The sequence below is a fragment of the Streptomyces sp. Da 82-17 genome (assembly GCF_046098215.1).
Taxonomy (GTDB): domain Bacteria; phylum Actinomycetota; class Actinomycetes; order Streptomycetales; family Streptomycetaceae; genus Streptomyces.
The window spans coordinates 1-14852 of sequence record NZ_JBJURH010000042.1 but is presented as its reverse complement, the minus strand read 5'-3'; the positions used below and the strand labels follow the sequence as shown (position 1 = coordinate 14852).

Sequence of the window (14852 nt, the reverse complement as noted above, 5' to 3'; positions counted from 1 at the left end):
GCCGCGCGCCTTGGCGTGGCGTTCCGGGGGCCCGCCGCGGCGGACCGCCCGGCGTGCCGTCAGCGTCGGAGCGGGTCGGCCAGCTCGTCGTAGACGCTGAGGATCTGGGCGACCGTGTCGTCCTCCGTCGGCCAGGTCGCCGCCTGGGCGAGGCCCGCCGCGCGGAGGCGGTCCTGACGGTCGGGGTCGGTGATCAGGCGGGTGACTGCTTCGGCGAGGGCGGGGGCGTCGCCGTACGGGACCAACTCGGCCGCGTCGCCGACCAGTTCGGGCAGTCCGCCGACCGCCGTGGCGACCAGCGGGACGCCCGCGTGCAGTGCCTCGTGGGCGAGGACCGAGCGGGACTCCCAGCGGCTGGGCAGCAGCGCGACGTCGGCGGCGGCGAGCAGCTCCGGCACGTCGGCACGGCGCCCCACGAGCCGTACCGGCAGGGACTCCGCGTCGATACGGCGCTGCAGCCGGGCGCGTTCGGGCCCCTCCCCCGCGATCACCACGAGCGGCGCGGGGTCGAGGGCGCACCAGGCGTGGGCGGCGTCGAGGAGCGTGTCGTAGCCGCGGTACCGGTCCAGGGAGCCGACCGCGAGCAGCAACGGCCGGTCCACCGCGCCGAGTTCGGCCCGCGTCTTGAGCGGGGCGTCGTCGTCCGGTTCGTCGTCCGGGAGCCGCTCGGCGCGACGGGGTGCGGGCAGGGCGACGGGCGCGAGGCGGGCGTCCCGCGCACCGCTGTCGCGCGCCCGGTCGACCAGGTCGGACGACGTGCCCAGGAGCACCGCGCTGGACCGGGCGACCCGGCGTTCCAGGAGCCGCTGCACGCGCGCCCGCGCGCCCTCGGCGTGCGCCCGGGTGTGCCAGGTGACGACGAGGGGCGTACGGCCGAGCACGGGCGCCGGACGGCGGCCACGCAGCGCGAGCGCGGAGCGGAGCGCGGCGTGCAGCCCGTGCGCGTGCACCAGGTCGGCGTCGGCGCAGGCGGCGCGCAGGGCGACCACCGAGACCGGGTCGCTGCGCCGCGGCACCGGCACGAACTCGGCGCCCGCGGCGGTGAAGTCGTACATCCCGTCCAGCTCGGCGGGGGCACACACCGTCACGCGTACGCCGCGCGCGACGAGGCCCGCGGCGAGCGAGCGGACGTGCGCGCTGCTGCCCGCGCTGCCGCCGCCGAGCACCTGCACGGTGTGCAGGGGCGGCCGGCCCTGTGGTGGGGGGCTGCTCACGTGGGTCACGTGGCCGGACTCCTGGGTCGGCGTCGTCGGATGGGTCCGCGGGCCCCGGCCCCGGTGCGGCGGACGCCCCCTGGGGCGGGCCCGTCGGGGCGTCTCGTGCCGGTGGTGTCCGGGACGTGCGCGGGGTGTCTGTGCGGAACGCCTCGCCAAGGATGCCAGCCCGTACGGGAGTTCCGGCACCGCCTCAGGTGGGCAGCCGTGTCGGGGCGGGGCTCCGCTCCACCGGATCACCCACACGGGTGAGCCTTCGCGTCCCCGTCCGCGGGGCCTTCCCGGGGTCCGGCGGAGGCGCGCGGGGAGCGTCGACGCACGTCGGGGCGTACGGTCGCGCCCACTCAGCGCCGCATGCGCCCCAGTAGGGCGGGGGCGTTCGACAGTACGGCGGGCACCGCCAAGTCCCGTGCGGCCCGGGAGACTTGCTCACCGCACACCGTCGCCGCCACGAGTGCGGCGGCGTGTGCGACGAGGCCCGCGCGGCCGTTGGCGGCCGTGATGGCGACGCCGACGGCCGCGCCGAGGGCGTGTGCGCCGGTGTCGCCGAGCATGGACCGCTCGGCCAGGTCCTCCGCGAGCACCCCGGCCGCGGCGCCCATGGGTGCGGCGGCGAGGGCCCCGCCGCCCTTCAGGAGCCCGGGCGCCCCGAGCGCGAGCACGGCGGAACTTGCCCTTCCGGGGCGGACGTCGACGAGGTTCACGAAATGTGCGGTGCCGGCGACGACGACGGCCGCGAGGAGCTTGTCCAGCGGCCGCCGCTTCAACAGGGCGCCCGCGGCGAGTCCGGCGGCGCCGATGCCGAAGAGCTTCACGGCGCCGCTGGTGACCTCGCCCTCGCGCAGCGCCGACAGATGGGCCCGGAATCCGCGCCGCGGGTCCCCGGCCCCGGCCACGTCGTCGTACGCCCCGCACGCCCCGGCCGCCGCGACGGCGAGGGTCGCGGCCGCGCGGGTACGGGCGGGCAGGCCGGGCGCACCGGCCAGGGCGAGTCCGGTGCCGAGGGCGGCGGCGGGCCCGGCACAGAGGTCGACGACCCGGCCCGCGTGGTTGCTCCGCTCCCACCGCTCCGCCCCACCGGGTCGACCGCGCCGCAGCGCGACAGAGGCGAACTTTGCGGTCCCGAGTGCCGCGAGAAACACGGCAGTTGTCCTGACAGTCACGCGTCCGCACCCTAGTGGGCACGGCGGGCCGACGACGCCGCGGGTCGGGCGTACGGCCCTTCGTCGATCAAGGTCCACCCGACCGACCCGGGTCGCATCCACTGGCCCCGTCGGCCCGGTCAGCCCCGTCGGCCCCCTCAGTCGCCCCCCCCCGCCGCTACGCGTCCGCGCGGGCCGCTTCCAGGAGTTCCTCCGCGTGGGCCCGGGCCGTTTCCGAGTCCTCCTGGCCCGCGAGCATGCGGGAGAGTTCGCGGATGCGTTCCTCGCCCTCCAGGACCTTCACGCCGGAGCGGGTCACGGAGCCGTCGTTGGTCTTCTCGACGAGCAGCTGGCGGTCGGCGAACGCCGCCACCTGGGGCAGGTGCGTGACCACCACGACCTGCGCGGAGCGGGCGAGCTTCGCGAGCCTGCGGCCCACTTCGACGGCCGCCTTGCCGCCGACGCCCGCGTCGACCTCGTCGAAGAGGTACGTCGGCACCGGGTCGGAGCCCGCGAACACCACCTCGACGGCCAGCATCACGCGGGACAGCTCACCGCCGGAGGCGCCCTTGGCGATGGGCCGCGGCGGCGCGCCGGGGTGCGGGGCGAGCAGCAGCTCCACCTCGTCGACGCCGGTCGCGGTGTACGCCACGGGCCGGCCGCCGACCTCGATGCCGCCCGCGTCCTCGCCCACCTCCGTCTGCCGGATGGCGATCGTCACGCGCGCGTGCGGCATCGCGAGGGACGCCAGCTCCTCCGTGACGGCGGCGGCGAACCGGTCCGCGGCTTCCGTGCGGGCGTCGGTCAACGCCTGGGCGAGACCGGCGAGTTCGGTGCTCAGGGCGTCCCGCTCGGCGGTGAGCTCGCCGATCCGGTCGTCGTCCCCGTCGAGTTCGGTGAGGCGGGCCGCGCTCTGCTCGGACCAGGCCAGGACCGCGTCGACGGACTCCCCGTACTTCCGCGTCAGCGCGGTCAGCGCGGCCCGGCGCTCCTCGACGGCGGCGAGGCGCAGCGGGTCGGCGTCCAGGTCGTCCGCGTACCCGGCGAGTTCGCCCGCCACGTCGGAGAGGAGGATGCCGATCTCGCCGAGCCGTTCGGCGAGCGCGGCAAGCGCCGGGTCGTGCGAGCGGACCGCGTCGAGGGCCCGCTGCGCCCCGCCGACGAGCATTCCCGCGTCGACGCCCTCAGGGTCCTCGGGGTTGCCGGCGAGCGCGGCGTGCGCGGCGGTCGCGGCGGAGGCGAGGGCCTCGGCGTGGCCCAGGCGCTCGGCCTCGGCGGCGAGCTCCACGTCCTCGCCCGCGCGGGGTTCGACGGCGGCGATCTCGTCCAGGCCGAACCGCAACAGGTCGGCTTCCTGGGCGCGTTCCCGGGCGCGCGTCGTCAGTTCGTCCAGCTCGGCGGCGACGGCGCGGAGCCTGCGGTAGGCGGCCGCGTACTTCTCCAGGGGCACGGCGACCGCGTCGCCCGCGTACCGGTCGAGGGCCTGGCGCTGGCGGGCCGGCTTGAGGAGGCCCTGCTGGTCGGTCTGGCCGTGCACGGCGACCAGGTCGTCGGCGAGCTCGCCGAGCAGCCCGACCGGCACGGACCGGCCGCCGAGGTGCGCCCGCGAGCGCCCTTCGGCGGAGACCGTACGGCTGATGAGCAGCGCCCCGTCGTCCAGTTCGGCGCCCGCCTCCTCGGCGCGCACCACGGCCGCGGCGTCCGCGGGTACGGCGATCCGCCCCTCCACCACCGCCGACTTCGCGCCGATCCGCACCAGGGCCGGGTCCGCGCGCCCGCCGAGCAGCAGGCCGAGGCTGGTGACCACCATCGTCTTGCCCGCGCCCGTCTCGCCGGTCACGGCGGTGAAGCCTGGTGACAGCTCGACGACCGCGTCGTCGATGACTCCGAGCGACCGTATCCGCATCTCCTCCAACACGGACCTGACCATACGAGGTTTCCCCCGCGCGGCGCGACGTCACCCCGGTTTCGTCACCGAAGCCACAGGTCGGCGGCGCTCCTGTGGTAACCGGACGTCACTCTTTAGTGCGGCGCCTCACGACGACGTACGCGAAGGCTCAGTGCGGCGCCTCACGACGACGTACGCGAAGGGCTCAGTGCGGCGCCCCGCGCCAGCCCGACACCGGCAGGGCGAACTTGGCGACGAGCCGGTCCGTGAACGAGGCGTGGTGCAGCCGCGCCAGGCGCACCGGCACCGCCCCGCGCCGCACCTCCACGCGCGCGCCCGCGGGCAGCTCGACCGTCCGGCGCCCGTCGCACCACAGCACGCCGTGCGGAGTGTGCGGCTGGACCTCGACGGCGAGCACCGAATCCGGTGACGTCACCAGCGGCTTGGCGAACAGGGCGTGCGCGCTGATCGGCACCATCAGCAGCGCCTCGACCTCCGGCCACACCACGGGGCCGCCCGCCGAGAACGCGTACGCCGTCGAACCGGTCGGGGTGGCGCAGACGATGCCGTCGCAGCCGAAGCCGGAGACCGGGCGGCCGTCGATCTCCAGGACGACCTCCAGCATCCGCTCGGGCGACACCTTCTGCACCGCGGCCTCGTTGAGCGCCCAATCGGCGTGCACGACCGAGCCGTTGTCGCGTACGAGCACATCGAGGGTCATGCGTTCCTCAACCTCGTACGAGCGGGTGACGACGCGGTCGACGACCTTGTCGAGGTCGTCCCGCTCGGCCTCGGCGAGGAAGCCGACGCGGCCCAGGTTGACGCCGAGCATCGGCACCCCGGAGGCGCGGGCGAACTCGGCGCCGCGCAGCAGCGTGCCGTCGCCGCCGAGGACGACGATCAGCTCGCAGCCGTCGAGGACGTCCGGCGTCGCCTCGTGGACCTGCTCGACGGTCGGCGGCAGCGGCAGGTCGCAGGCCTCGGCCTCCAGGACGCGTACGCCGAGGCCGCTCTTCAGCAGGCCCTGGACGACGAGTTCGGCGCTGCGCACCGCGGCGGGCCTGCCGGTGTGCGCGAGCAGGAAGACGGTCCGCGCCGCCCCGTCGGCCCCACCGGTGTCCGCTGTGTCCTCGGCTCCCGTCACGGCTCCCCCTCCGCTGGTCGTCAACTCGGTCCCTCCGCCACTGCGCGGTCGACATCGGCCGGGTCGAGCTCGGGCGCCCCGGCCCTGAGCCACAGAAAGTACTCGACGTTCCCGGACGGGCCGGGCAGCGGGCTGGCGGTGACGCCGCGCACCCCGTAGCCCAGCTTCCAGGCCTGCTCGGCCACGGTCCGCACGGCCTCGGCGCGCAGCTCGGGGCTGCGCACGACGCCGCCGCTGCCGAGCCGCTCCTTGCCCACCTCGAACTGCGGCTTGACCATCAGGACCAGGTCCGCGCCGGGCGCCGCGCAGCGCACCAGGGCGGGCAGGACCAGGCCGAGCGGGATGAACGACAGGTCGCCGACGACCAGGTCGACCGCCTGGTCGTCGATCGCTTCGAGCGTCAACTCCCGTACGTTCGTACGGTCCTTGACGGTGACGCGTTCGTCGCTCTGCAGGGACCAGGCCAGCTGTCCGTACCCCACGTCCACGGCGACGACGTGGGCGACGCCCGCGCGCAGCAGGACGTCGGTGAAGCCGCCGGTGGAGGCGCCCGCGTCCAGGGCGCGGCGGCCCGCCACCTCGAGGCCCTGCGGGACGAAGGCCGCGAGGGCGCCGGCGAGTTTGTGTCCGCCGCGCGAGACGTAGTCGGGGTCGTCGTCGTCCACGGCGACCACGATCGCGGCGCCGGTCGCGACCTGCGTCGCGGGCTTGGTCGCGGTGTTGCGGTCGACGGTGACGCGTCCTGCGGCGATCAGCTGGCTCGCGTGCTCGCGTGAGCGCGCGAGTTTGCGGCGCACCAGCTCGGCGTCGAGGCGGCGGCGTGCCACTCCTGCCACGTTCGGTTCAGCTCCTGTTGTCGTACGGCCGTGCGGGGGCGGGGGCCGGTGGGCCTTGGCGTGCGTCGAGCGCGGTGAGCGCGTCGCGCAGCCCCCGGTGTACATCCTCGTACACCTCGATGTGGCCGTCCGTCGCGAGGTGGTCGACATCGGCCAGCCTCTCCAGCTGCGCGTCCACGTCGGCCTCGCCGGTGGGGGTGCGCTGCAGGCCGAGGGGACGGGGGTCGGCGGGGTCGGCGGGGTCGGGCGCCGGCTCCCCTCCGGGCTGCTCGTGGGCGCCCGCGACCTGCGGCTCTGCGTCCGCGGCCTGCGGCTCGGCGTCCGGCATCTCGTCGCTCATGGCCCCGACGCTACCGCGAAGCGCTGGGGTACCGTCGGTCGCGATGGCGACGATCGAGGAGTGCCGCAGCGCACTGAGCAGGCTTTCGGACAATCTCGCGCAGGCCGACGGGGAGGTCCGCGGCGCGGCCGCGCTCGACCGCTCGTTGAGCTGCCGCATCACCGACCTCGACGTCACGTTCACAGGACGTCTGGAGGGCGGCCGGATCGTGGTCGCCGACGTGCACGACGGCCCGCCCCGCGAGAAGGCCCAGATCCGCCTGGCGATGACGGGCGACGACCTGGTGTCGATGGTCGACGGCGAGCTGAACTTCGCGAAGGCCTGGGGCACGGGCCGGGTCCGCCTGGAGGCGGGCTTCAGGGACCTGCTGCGGCTCAGGTCGCTCCTGTAGCCCCACCAGGCACCACCTCCGCCCCGGCCGTCTTTCGGCACCACACCGTCGCGCCTGGCCGCGCAGTTCCCCGCGCCCCTGAGAAAGCCCCTCCCCGCCCCTTCCCGAAAGCCTGCGGCGCTGTCATTTCGGCTGCGGCAGCGTCGTGGCCGCTCGCGCAGTTCCCCGCGCCCCTGTCGGGGCACGTGAATCCAGCCGCTCCGGCGTTTGAGGACGAGTCCGCAGGGCGATCGATGGCGCGGGTCGGACGGCCCCGGCCCCCTACGTACGACTACGTACGACTCTTCCGCGCCGCCGGCACCACCAACGGCGTGCCCGTTTCCGGGTCGTCGATGACCTGGCACGGCAGGCCGAAGACCCGCTCCACCAGGTCGGCGGTGACGATCTCGGACGGCGGCCCCTCCGCGAGCACCCGGCCGTCGCGCAGCGCGATCAGGTGGGTGGCGTAGCGGGCGGCGTGGTTGAGGTCGTGCAGTACGGCGACGAGGGTGCGGCCCTGCTCCTCGTGCAGCTCGGCGCAGAGGTCGAGGACGTCGATCTGGTGCTGGATGTCGAGGTACGTCGTGGGCTCGTCCAGGAGCAGCAGCGGGGTCTGCTGGGCCAAGGCCATGGCGATCCACACCCGCTGCCGCTGCCCGCCGGAGAGCTCGTCGACGTACCGGTCGGCCAGCTCGCCGACGCCGGTCGACGCCATGGACTCCCGTACGACCCGCTCGTCCTCGGCCGACCACTGGCGGAGCAGGCCCTGGTGCGGGTAGCGGCCGCGGGCCACCAGGTCGCCGACGGTGATGCCGTCGGGCGCGATCGACGACTGGGGAAGCAGGCCGAGGGTCTTCGCGACCTTCTTCGCGGGCAGGGAGTGGATGGTCTGCCCGTCGAGCAGCACCCGCCCGTGGGACGGCTTCAGCATCCGTGAAAGGGCCCGCAGGAGCGTCGACTTGCCGCAGGCGTTGGGCCCGACGATCACCGTGAACGAGTGGTCCGGGATCTCGACCGAGAGCCGCTCCGCGATCACGCGCTGGTCGTAGCCGAGGGTCACGTCGTCGGCGATGAGGCGATTCACTGCGGTGCTCCTTGGGACGGGGTCGGGCACGGTGCGCGGGTCTCGCGGGGACCGGGCGGGGGCGCTCATATCCGGCCCGCCCTGCGCTCGGCGACCAGGAGCCACAGCAGGTACACGCCGCCGAGCACGCCCGTGAGCACGCCGACGGGCAGCGTGTCCGCGCCGAACGCCCGCTGCGCGGCCAGGTCGGCGCCGATCAGCAGCACGGCGCCCATCAGCAGCGACGCCACCAGGTTCGGCCCCGGCGACCGGGTCAGCCGGCGCGCCAGCTGCGGCGCGGTCAGCGCGACGAACGACACGGGCCCGGCCGCCGCGGTCGCGGACGCGGTGAGCAGCACGGCGGACAGCATCAGCACGATCCGCGTCCGCTCCGGCCGCACCCCGAGCGCGTACGCCGCGTCGTCGCCCATCTCCAGCATCCGCAGCGGCCTGCCGTACGCGAGGACCAGCGGCACGAGCACGGCGCACAGCCACAGCAGCGGCCACACCTGGTCCCAGTCCCGCCCGTTCAGCGACCCCGCCATCCACACGTAGGCGCGGGCCGCGTCGACCAGGTCGGCCTTGGTGAGCAGATAGCCGTTGAGCGCGGTGAGGACGGCGGCGGCGCCGATGCCGACGAGCACCAGCCGATAGCCGTGCACCCCGCGCTTCCAGGCGAGGAGATAGATCAGTACGCCGGTGAGGAGCCCGCCGACGAGCGAGCCCCCGGCGACCGCGACGGCGTCGCCGTGGAACAGCACGATCACGGTGAGCGCGCCGACCGTCGAGCCCTGCCCGAAGCCGATGATGTCCGGACTGCCCAGCGGATTGCGGGAGACGGACTGGAAGATCGCCCCGGCCAGCCCGAGCGCGGCGCCGACGAGCAGCCCGACCAGGACCCGCGGCAGCCGCAGGTCGTTCACGATGAACGTGTGCGCGGTCGTGCCGTTCCCGAGCAGCGTGCTGATCACGTCGGCGGCGGGGATCGCGAAGTCGCCGGTGCCGATGAGGACGACGGCGACCGCGAGGGTGGCCGCGCAGAGCAGCACTCCGACGAGGAGGGCGCGCGGATCGACCCGTACGGAGAGGCCGCTTCCGGTACGAACCGCCTTCAGGGCCTTCACAGTTGAGCCGCCTTCACAGTTGAGCCATCCTCCGGCGTCGTACGAGGTAGATGAAGAGCGGTCCGCCGATGAGCGCGGTGACGATGCCGACCTGCAGTTCGGCGGGGCGGGCCACGACCCGGCCGAGCACGTCGGCGCCGAGCAGCAGCACCGGCGACAGGACGGTCGCGTACGGCAGGATCCAGCGCTGGTCGGGGCCGGTGAAGGCGCGGACCATGTGCGGCACCATCAGGCCGACGAACGCGATGGGCCCGCAGGCGGCGGTGGCCGCGCCGCAGAGCAGTGTCGCGGCGGTCATGGCGAGGACGCGGGTGCGGCCCACGCGGGCGCCCAGGGCCGTGGCGGTGTCGTCGCCGAGAGCCATCGCGTTGAGCGGCCGGCCGAGGGCGAGCGCGAGCAGCAGCCCGGCGGCCAGGAACGGCGCGACCTGGCCGATGGTGGCCATCGAGGCGGAGGCCAGCGAACCGACCGTCCAGAAGCGCATCTTGTCGAGGGCCGAGTTGTCGAGCAGCATCACGGCGTTGATGTAGCCGATGAGCGCCGCGGTGACCGCCGTGCCCGCGAGCGCGAGCCGCACCGGGGTGGCGCTGCGGACCCCGCCGAGCGCGTACACGAGCACGGAGACGGCGGCCGCGCCGGCAAGCGCGAACCAGACGTACCCGGTCAGCGTGGTCACGCCGAGGAAGCTGATGGCGCTGACGACGGCGGCGGACGCGCCCGCGTTGATGCCGAGCAGTCCGGGGTCGGCGAGCGGGTTGCGGGTCAGCGCCTGCATCACGGCCCCGGCGAGGCCGAGCGCGGCGCCGACGAGCAGACCGAGCAGCGTACGGGGCAACCGCAGGTCCCGGACGACCACGTCGTTGTCCGTGCCGGTGGCAGCGAACAGGCCGTGCCAGACCTCGGCCACGGGTATCTGCTTGGCGCCGACGGCGATGCTCGCGACGACGACCAGGGCCAGCACGCCGACGGCGAGCAGCAGCCCGGCGGCACGCGCTGCCTGCCGCCCACGGGACTCCGCGGGCTCGGGCGGCGGGGGTGCCTCGGTGCGCTCGGAGGAGGGACTGTCGACCAACACCCGGTTAGGTTAGCCTACCCTGCCAAGCCTCCGGCGTTGCCGTACTCCCGCTCGGCTCACAGCCCCAGCCGCGCCAGCGCCTTCCCCGCGTCGAGGCCGCACTCGCCCGCCCCTGCCGCCGTCCACGCCGCCGCGCACAGCGCCCGCAGCCCGTCCAACTGCTCGCCCTCACCGTCGAGTTCGAGCACTTCTCCGGCGGCCCGCGCCACGAACGAACCGCACCGGAACCCGTCCCCCGCCGCGCTCACCTCGGGCTGCCCGGTCAGCAGGCCGCGCAGGTCCGCGTCCACGTACGTCGGCCGGTGCTCGGGCGGGGCCGCGAGCAGCTGGGCCGCGTCGGTCACGCCGGTCAGCACGAGCAGCGAGTCGACCTCGCCGTTGAACGCGCCCTCGATGTCGGTGTCGAGGCGGTCCCCGACGACCAGCGGCCGCTCCGCCCCGGTCCGCAGGATCGTCTCCCGGTGCATCGGCGGCAGCGGCTTGCCCGCCACCTGCGGCTCGGCCCCGGTGGCGATCCGTACGACCTCGACCGCCGCCCCGTTGCCGGGCGCGATGCCCCGCGCGCCGGGGATCGTCAGGTCGGTGTTGGACGCGAACCACGGCACGCCCCGCGCGATCGCGTAGCACGCCTCCGCGAAGCGGCCCCACGCCAACTCCGGCCCGCCGTACCCCTGCACGACCGCCGCGGGCCCGTCCTCCGCCGACTCCACCGGCACGAGCCCACGCTCCCGCAGCGCGACCCGCAGCCCCTCGCCGCCGATCACCAGCACCTTCGAACCGGACGGCACCTGCTCGGCGATCAACCGGGCCACCGCCTGCGCCGAGTTGATGACGTCCGCGGCCTCGGTCGGCACCCCGAGCTCGGTGATGTGCTCGGCCACCACGTCCGGCGGCCGCAGCGCGTTGTTCGTCACGTACGCGAGCCGCATCCCGTCGGCCCGCGCAGCGAGCAGCGACTCCACCGCGTACGGGATCGCCTCCCCGCCCGCGTACACCACCCCGTCCAGGTCGAGCAGCGCCGTGTCGTACGCCTCGTGCAAGGCCCGCGCGCTGCCGGCCGGGCTCGTCCTGATGGTGTGGCTCATTGCGTACGACTCCTCGCTGAACGACTCTCCCCCGATCATCCCGCACCCTCCTGCCCACATACGATGCAGGCATGAACACCACAGGTCCGGACGGCAAGGGACACGGCAAGGGACTGCGGCTCACCCCCATCCGGGGTCTGCGGTACGTCCCGGCCCGCGTCGGCTCGCTCGCCGCAGTGACGTCCCCGCCGTACGACGTGGTGGTCCGGCCCGACGGGCTGCACTATCTGGAGTCCCTCGACCCGCACAACATCGTGCGCCTCATCCTGCCGCAGGCCGAGTCCGCGTCGGACAGCCACCGGCAGGCCGCGGCCACCCTCCGCCGCTGGCTCACCGAGGGCATACTCGCCCCCGAGCCCGAGCCCGCCCTGTACGTCTACGAGCAGCGCAACGGCGATCTCCTGCAGCGCGGCCTCATCGGCGCCCTGGAGCTCTCCGAGGCCCACGAGGGCGTCGTCCTGCCGCACGAGGACGTGATGCCGCACATCGTCGAGGACCGCGCGGACCTGATGCGCGCCACCGCCGCCAACCTCGAACCGCTGCTCCTCACCTACCGCGGCGAGGGCATCCGCACCGGCGCGACGGCCGTCATCGAACGCGCCGTGAACCGCCCGCCGCTGCTCTCCACGACCACCGAGGACGGCTTCAGCCACCGCCTCTGGGCGGTCACCGATCCGGCCGAACTCGCCGAGATCCAGGCCGACTTCGCGCACCGCCAGGCCCTGATCGCCGACGGCCACCACCGCTGGGCGACGTATCTGCGGCTGCGCGGCGACCACGCCTCGCCGTCGCCGTGGGACCACGGCCTGGTCCTGCTCGTGGACACGACCCGCTATCCGCTGCAGGTCCGCGCCATCCACCGGGTCCTGCACCGGCTGCCGGTCGCCGAGGCCCTGAACGGGGTCGCGGACTCCTTCCGGGTGCGCCGCATCGACGCCCCGCTGCCGCGCGCCCTGGACGCGCTCGCGGAGGCGGCCGCCGAGTCCAACGCGTTCCTCCTCGCCGGCGACGGCTCGTACCACCTGGTGGACCGCCCGGACCGGGAACTCCTGGACCGCACGATCCGCCGCGACCGCCCGGAGGCCTGGCGCACCCTGGACGCGACGGTCCTGCACTCCACGCTCCTGGACCACACCTGGCACATCCCGGACGCCCCGGAGCACATCGCGTACATCCACGACACGTACGCCGCGGTCCAGAAGGCGGAGCGCGACGGCGGTACGGCGGTCCTGATGCACCCGGTCCGCGAGGAGGTCGTCCTCGAACTGGCCCGCCAGGGCGTCACGATGCCCCGCAAGTCCACGTCCTTCGGCCCGAAGCCGGCGACGGGCCTGGTCCTGCGCAGCCTGGAGCACTGAGCGGTTCTACGGATACGCGAAGGGGCGGGACCGGCCAGGTCCCGCCCCTTGGCGTTTCTACTTCCTGCCGCTGCTACTTCTCGCCCTCGTCGTCCGTGTCTGCGGCGGGCGCGGCGTCGGCGTCCGCCTCCTCGTCGAAGGCGTCGACGAACTCCACGCCGTCGAGTTCGGCGAGCCGGTCGGAGGCGTCGGTGCTGCCGTCCCGGTCGGCCTCGGCGGTCTTGGCGAACCACTCGCGCGCCTCGTCCTCCCGCCCGGCGGCGAGCAGCGCGTCGGCGTACGCGTACCGCAGGCGCGCGGTCCACGGCTGCACGGAGTTGGACGCCAGCTCGGGGCTCTGCAGCGTCACGATCGCCGCGTCGAGCTGCCCCATGTCACGGCGCGCTCCGGCGGCGACGAGACGCATCTCGACCTGCCCCGCCTTGTCGAGCTTCTGCACCTCGGGGGCGCCGGCCATGTCCAGCGCCTTCTCGGGCCGCCCGAGCCCACGCTCGCAGTCGGCCATGACGGGCCACAGCTCCGCGGACCCGGTCATCCGCCGCGCGGCCCGGAACTCGGCCAGCGCCTCGGAGTACTTCTGGTTCGCGTACGCGGCGAAGCCGGCCGCTTCCCGTACGGCGGCCACGCGCGAGGCGAGCCGCAGCGCGACCTTGGAGTAGCCGTAGGCCTGCTCGGGGTCCTCGTCGATGGTCCTGGCGACCATCACCAGGTTCCGCGCGACGTCCTCCGCGAGCCCCTTCGGCAGACTCTGCAGCTCCTGCCGTACGTCCTTGTCGATCTCGTCGCCGGTGACGTCGTCCGGGATCGGCAGCCGCTTGATCGGCTCGCGGTCGGAACGGTCGTCCCTGCGCGGGCCGCGGTCGTCGCGCCGGTCGTCACGGCCACGGAAGCCGCCGCCTCCGCGACGGTCGTCCCGCCGGTCGTCCCTGCGGAACCCACCGGGACGTCCGCCTCGGTCGTCACGACGGGGGCCACGGCGGTCGTCGCGCCGGTCATCACGGCGGTCGTCACGGCCGCGGTAACCGCCGCCTCCGCGACGGTCGTCGTCACGGCGGAAGTCACCGCGGTCGTTGTCGCGGCGGTCGTCGCGCCGGAAGCCGCCACGGTCACCGTCCCGCCGCTCGTCCCGACGGTCGTCACGGCGGAACCCGGGCCGGTCGTTGTCCCTGCGGAAGCCACCGCGGTCGTTGTCACGGCGGTCATCGCGGCGGTCATCGCGACGGAAGGCGGGGCGTCCACCGCGGTCGTCACGCCGGTCGTCCCGACGGTCGTCGCGCCGGAACCCACCACGGTCACCACGGTCGTCCCTACGGAAACCACGGTCCCGGTCATCGCCCCGACGCTCATCACGGCGATCGTCCCGACGGTCGTCACGCCGGAAGGCGGGGCGCCCACCGCGGTCGTCGCGGCGATCGTCCCGACGGTCCCGGTCGTCCCGACGGAATCCACCCCGGTCACCCCGGTCGCCGCGGTCGTCACGCCGGAATCCACCGCGGTCGTCACGGCGGTCGTCGCGACGGAACCCGCCACGGTCACCACGGTCGTCCCTACGGAAACCACGGTCCCGGTCATCGCCACGACGCTCATCACGCCGGTCGTCCCGACGGTCATCGCGGCGGAAGCCGGGGCGGTCGTTGTCACGGCGGTCGTCCCGCCGGAAACCGCCACGGTCACCGCGGTCACCGCGGTCACCGCGGTCATCTCGGCGGAAGCCACGGTCGCGGTCGCGGTCGTCGCGCCGGCCGTAGCCGCCGCGGTCACCGTCGCGGCGCGGCCCGCCGCGGTAGCCGCCCCGGTCCCCGTCGTCCCGTCGACGCTGCTCGCGTTCGGGACGATCGTCGGGAGAGTTGGTCGACATCGGTGACTCCTGTCTTCGGTACCGCAGTCATTCTTGCGCACCCGGCTTCGGGTCGCGCTTCGACGAAAAACAAAAAGGACCCTTGGTCCCAGCGTGAACGCTGGGACCAAGGGTCCTCCTAAGAATTGTTCGGCGGCGTCCTACTCTCCCACAGGGTCCCCCCTGCAGTACCATCGGCGCTGTGAGGCTTAGCTTCCGGGTTCGGAATGTAACCGGGCGTTTCCCTCACGCTATGACCACCGAAACCCTATGAAGTATCCCGTGATGAACGGGACGCTGAACAGGGCAGCGAACAAGCACACTCTTTAGTTGAGTAATTGTTCAGCCGACAACAGCTGTTCGTTACTTCAGAACT

General features: G+C 74.2%; 14 protein-coding genes and 1 rRNA gene. 2 read left to right on the top strand and 13 right to left on the bottom strand.

Annotated features, from left to right (window positions below; translation table 11 throughout):
* Window positions 1-59: 59 nt before the first annotated feature.
* From ACIDOF_RS37125 to ACIDOF_RS37100, 6 genes are all read right to left on the bottom strand, one after another.
* Complete coding sequence (locus ACIDOF_RS37125; RefSeq protein WP_409010679.1) at window positions 60-1223, bottom strand: glycosyltransferase family 4 protein; 1164 nt, start codon at window positions 1221-1223, stop codon at window positions 60-62.
* A 335-nt stretch (window positions 1224-1558) separates the two neighbouring features.
* Window positions 1559-2356, bottom strand: coding sequence for a hypothetical protein (locus tag ACIDOF_RS37120; RefSeq protein ID WP_409010678.1), 798 nt, complete (start codon window positions 2354-2356; stop codon window positions 1559-1561).
* Between the two features lie 178 nt (window positions 2357-2534).
* Entirely contained in the window at window positions 2535-4286 is a 1752-nt protein-coding gene (recN, locus tag ACIDOF_RS37115) for a DNA repair protein RecN (RefSeq protein ID WP_409010677.1), read from the bottom strand.
* A 163-nt stretch (window positions 4287-4449) separates the two neighbouring features.
* Window positions 4450-5388, bottom strand: a complete 939-nt coding sequence (locus ACIDOF_RS37110; protein ID WP_409010676.1) for an NAD kinase — start codon at window positions 5386-5388, stop codon at window positions 4450-4452.
* A 20-nt stretch (window positions 5389-5408) separates the two neighbouring features.
* Window positions 5409-6224, bottom strand: coding sequence for a TlyA family RNA methyltransferase (locus ACIDOF_RS37105; protein ID WP_409010675.1), 816 nt, complete (start codon window positions 6222-6224; stop codon window positions 5409-5411).
* Window positions 6225-6231: 7 nt separating this feature from the next.
* Complete coding sequence (locus ACIDOF_RS37100; RefSeq protein WP_409010674.1) at window positions 6232-6564, bottom strand: hypothetical protein; 333 nt, start codon at window positions 6562-6564, stop codon at window positions 6232-6234.
* Between the two features lie 43 nt (window positions 6565-6607).
* Between ACIDOF_RS37100 and ACIDOF_RS37095 the strand changes: the two genes are divergently transcribed.
* Window positions 6608-6955: a sterol-binding protein gene (locus ACIDOF_RS37095; RefSeq protein ID WP_409010673.1), complete on the top strand. Its 348-nt coding sequence runs from the start codon at window positions 6608-6610 to the stop codon at window positions 6953-6955.
* A gap of 271 nt (window positions 6956-7226) precedes the next feature.
* Here the strand turns inward: ACIDOF_RS37095 and ACIDOF_RS37090 are convergent, their stop codons facing one another.
* Genes ACIDOF_RS37090 through ACIDOF_RS37075 form a run of 4 tightly spaced genes read right to left on the bottom strand, consistent with a single transcriptional unit; the run spans window position 7227 to window position 11281 of the window.
* Window positions 7227-8087, bottom strand: a complete 861-nt coding sequence (locus tag ACIDOF_RS37090) for an ABC transporter ATP-binding protein (RefSeq protein WP_409010672.1) — start codon at window positions 8085-8087, stop codon at window positions 7227-7229.
* Window positions 8084-9121 carry a FecCD family ABC transporter permease gene (locus ACIDOF_RS37085; RefSeq protein ID WP_409010671.1) on the bottom strand — a complete coding sequence of 346 codons (1038 nt, stop codon included), beginning with the start codon at window positions 9119-9121 and terminating at the stop codon, window positions 8084-8086. Before ACIDOF_RS37085 ends, ACIDOF_RS37090 begins: the two co-directional genes overlap by 4 nt.
* Window positions 9122-9134: 13 nt before the next feature.
* Window positions 9135-10196 carry a FecCD family ABC transporter permease gene (locus ACIDOF_RS37080; protein ID WP_409010670.1) on the bottom strand — a complete coding sequence of 354 codons (1062 nt, stop codon included), beginning with the start codon at window positions 10194-10196 and terminating at the stop codon, window positions 9135-9137.
* Between the two features lie 56 nt (window positions 10197-10252).
* Window positions 10253-11281: an HAD hydrolase-like protein gene (locus ACIDOF_RS37075; protein ID WP_409010669.1), complete on the bottom strand. Its 1029-nt coding sequence runs from the start codon at window positions 11279-11281 to the stop codon at window positions 10253-10255.
* 71 nt (window positions 11282-11352) lie between these two features.
* Here ACIDOF_RS37075 and ACIDOF_RS37070 point away from each other — a divergent pair, with 71 nt between their 5' ends.
* Entirely contained in the window at window positions 11353-12639 is a 1287-nt protein-coding gene (locus ACIDOF_RS37070; protein WP_409010668.1) for a DUF1015 family protein, read from the top strand.
* Between the two features lie 73 nt (window positions 12640-12712).
* Here ACIDOF_RS37070 and ACIDOF_RS37065 read toward each other — a convergent pair whose 3' ends face one another.
* The 3 genes from ACIDOF_RS37065 to rrf form a co-directional block, all read right to left on the bottom strand.
* Window positions 12713-13450, bottom strand: coding sequence for a hypothetical protein (locus ACIDOF_RS37065; RefSeq protein WP_409010681.1), 738 nt, complete (start codon window positions 13448-13450; stop codon window positions 12713-12715).
* Window positions 13342-14538, bottom strand: a complete 1197-nt coding sequence (locus ACIDOF_RS37060; protein WP_409010680.1) for a hypothetical protein — start codon at window positions 14536-14538, stop codon at window positions 13342-13344. The genes ACIDOF_RS37065 and ACIDOF_RS37060 overlap by 109 nt, the downstream gene beginning before the upstream one ends.
* Window positions 14539-14624: 86 nt before the next feature.
* Window positions 14625-14741, bottom strand: a 5S ribosomal RNA gene (rrf, locus tag ACIDOF_RS37055).
* Between the last annotated feature and the right edge of the window lie 111 nt (window positions 14742-14852).

Bases quoted from the DNA above. Each gene is read 5' to 3' on its own strand.
- ACIDOF_RS37075 (WP_409010669.1), bottom strand. From the start codon at position 11,281: ATGAGCCACACCATCAGGACGAGCCCGGCCGGCAGCGCGCGGGCCTTG.
- ACIDOF_RS37100 (WP_409010674.1), bottom strand. From the start codon at position 6,564: ATGAGCGACGAGATGCCGGACGCCGAGCCGCAGGCCGCGGACGCAGAG.
- ACIDOF_RS37090 (WP_409010672.1), bottom strand. From the start codon at position 8,087: ATGAGCGCCCCCGCCCGGTCCCCGCGAGACCCGCGCACCGTGCCCGAC.
- ACIDOF_RS37095 (WP_409010673.1), top strand. From the start codon at position 6,608: ATGGCGACGATCGAGGAGTGCCGCAGCGCACTGAGCAGGCTTTCGGAC.
- ACIDOF_RS37070 (WP_409010668.1), top strand. From the start codon at position 11,353: ATGAACACCACAGGTCCGGACGGCAAGGGACACGGCAAGGGACTGCGG.
- recN (WP_409010677.1), bottom strand. From the start codon at position 4,286: ATGGTCAGGTCCGTGTTGGAGGAGATGCGGATACGGTCGCTCGGAGTC.